Source organism: Neotamlana laminarinivorans (genome assembly GCF_020523925.1).
Taxonomy (GTDB): Bacteria; Bacteroidota; Bacteroidia; order Flavobacteriales; family Flavobacteriaceae; genus Neotamlana; species Neotamlana laminarinivorans.
Map to the genome: position 1 here is coordinate 1 of NZ_JAJAPW010000020.1, position 2,195 is coordinate 2,195.

Consider the following 2,195-nt stretch of genomic DNA (forward strand, 5'->3'; position numbering starts at 1 on the left):
TAACACCGTATAAGTTTAATTGCTACTGATTTTCCTACGGAAAATCCTCGCATTTTTATTATCTTAGTTTCTTAATCTGAAAATCCTAGCGGATTTCCAGCGCAACTAAGCTTATACAAATACGTTGGGTACAATTAACACAAAACACACGAATGAACAAAATATTAGCATTTTCGATTACAATTTTACTATTTGGAATTCAGAAAATTTCATCTCAAGACTATCTGAATTACTACGAAACAATAAACAAAGCTGAAATAGCTAATCTTGATAAAGAATTTAAAAAATCTGATTCAATTTATCAAATAGCATTTAAACTTGTTGAAAAGCCTTTTAAAGAGGATTATTTATTAGCATCTATAAATTCAGAAAAGTTAAACGATAACCAAAAGACATTTGATTATCTAAAAAAAGGCATTTCGACCGGATTGACAATAAAAAGGATTAAAAGTCAATTGACCGAATTCAAAAAATCAAAGAATTGGAAAATATTAAAGATAGAATATAATTCTCTTCGTGAAAATCACTTAAAAACTTTGAATCTACCATTAAGAGAAGAAATCGTAGAAATGATAAGAAAAGACCAAAAAGTTAGAGCCCCAATTATTGGTAATGGGAAACAATTGAAAAAAATTGATACTTACAATTACAATAGACTTTTAGAGATTATTAAAGAAAATAATAATAAATGGCCTGGGTTTTCAATAATTGGAGAAATAACCCCAAAAGGAAAATATGACGTAACGAAAAATATAACCTTAATGCCATTACATTTCAAAAAAGAACAGATTGAAAAATTAAGACCATATATGCTTGAAGCTGTTCTGAATGGAGAAATGTATCCTTATCATTTTGCTAGATTAATTGATTATAAAAGCATTTCGAATTGCCAATTTTATGGAACTTACAAATACAACAAGAAATATGACCTAGGAAAAATTTGTGATTGTGATAAAGCAAATCAAGAAAGGAAAAAAATAGGATTTGAATCAATCCAAGATTTTTACAGAAAATCGGAATCTGAATACAAATGCAAAACTAAAAAATAACTGTACCCAACACCGTGTATAATAAATGGCTAGTTCAAGCTTGCTTACGAAAATCCTCGCGGATTTTCTATTCGGTTTGTATTTGCTAAATTAGTTGCTGAAACACGCCACTAATCATACACAAACACGTTGGCAACAAGTTAACCAAACCAAGAAACTTATTGACTAACAAGAAAGTTTAGTTTACTCAATGAAGAGCATTATTCACTCATTATTAATTTCGGAATATCTAAACATACTTTAAATTTGAATTGTTAAAATCAATCAGAAATGAAAAAAAATATTTTTGCTCTTATATTACTGTTCGTGACTTTTAATTTATTCAGTCAAGACATTATCGGAAAAAAATCTACGAAACCTAACTATTCAGAAAACTCTAAAATAAGAGTTGTCTATAAGGAAAAGTTAAACAAATTTCATTCAAATAAGAAACCTGCTGGAATTTTTGTGAATGGTATATTTGTTGGAGATGAAAATGTTTTGAACGTAATTAATTCAGAGAAAATAGAAAGCCTAAATATTGAAAAAGAGAATTTTGAGAAAAACGGAAAACAATATTATGGGAAAATTTTGGTAAAAATGAAATCGGAATATAATCCGAAATTCATAACCTTAAAAGAGCTTATAGTAAAATATTTGGATTTAGATAAAAAGCCAATAGTTTTTCAAATAAATGAAGACGTTATAAATCAAGATTATAACGAATATTTAATCGATGAAAACTTTATTTTGAAAATAATCTTGGAAAAAATCCAAACGACTGAAAAAAGTACTGAAATTAATATAGTCAAACTGATTACAAAGACAACTGAAAACATAAAAAAAGCAAACACAATCCGAATTAAAGGAACGGAAATATAAAAACCAGTTGCCAACACCGTATATAATTTATTGCTGGCTTCTCACCTACTTACGAAAGTCCTCGTGGATTTTCTATTCGGTTTTTATTTGCTAAATTAGGTACTTAAACCACGCAACAAACCATATACAATCACGTTGGCAGTAATTAAAAATGCTAAAGGTCTATTCAATAACTTAACGCAACAAATCTAAAATTATAGATTTGTAATTATGAGTTTAAAACATAGACGGCTTTCTTTAGCTGAAAGAATTAAAATTGAAACACTTTTTAACGAGAATAAAACC

General features: G+C 27.9%; 2 protein-coding genes. Both read left to right on the forward strand.

The annotated features are described in order from the left end of the window. Nucleotides 1–152 precede the first annotated feature (152 nt). Complete coding sequence (locus LG649_RS15855) at nt 153–1,049, forward strand: hypothetical protein (protein ID WP_226544799.1); 897 nt, start codon at nt 153–155, stop codon at nt 1,047–1,049. A 270-nt stretch (nt 1,050–1,319) separates the two neighbouring features. Further along, nucleotides 1,320–1,910, forward strand: a complete 591-nt coding sequence (locus LG649_RS15860) for a hypothetical protein (protein ID WP_226544800.1) — start codon at nt 1,320–1,322, stop codon at nt 1,908–1,910. Nucleotides 1,911–2,195: the final 285 nt, after the last annotated feature.

Excerpts from the sequence above, each read along its gene's own strand:
- LG649_RS15855 (WP_226544799.1), top strand. The coding sequence starts at position 153 with ATGAACAAAATATTAGCATTTTCGATTACAATTTTACTATTTGGAATT.
- LG649_RS15860 (WP_226544800.1), top strand. The coding sequence starts at position 1,320 with ATGAAAAAAAATATTTTTGCTCTTATATTACTGTTCGTGACTTTTAAT.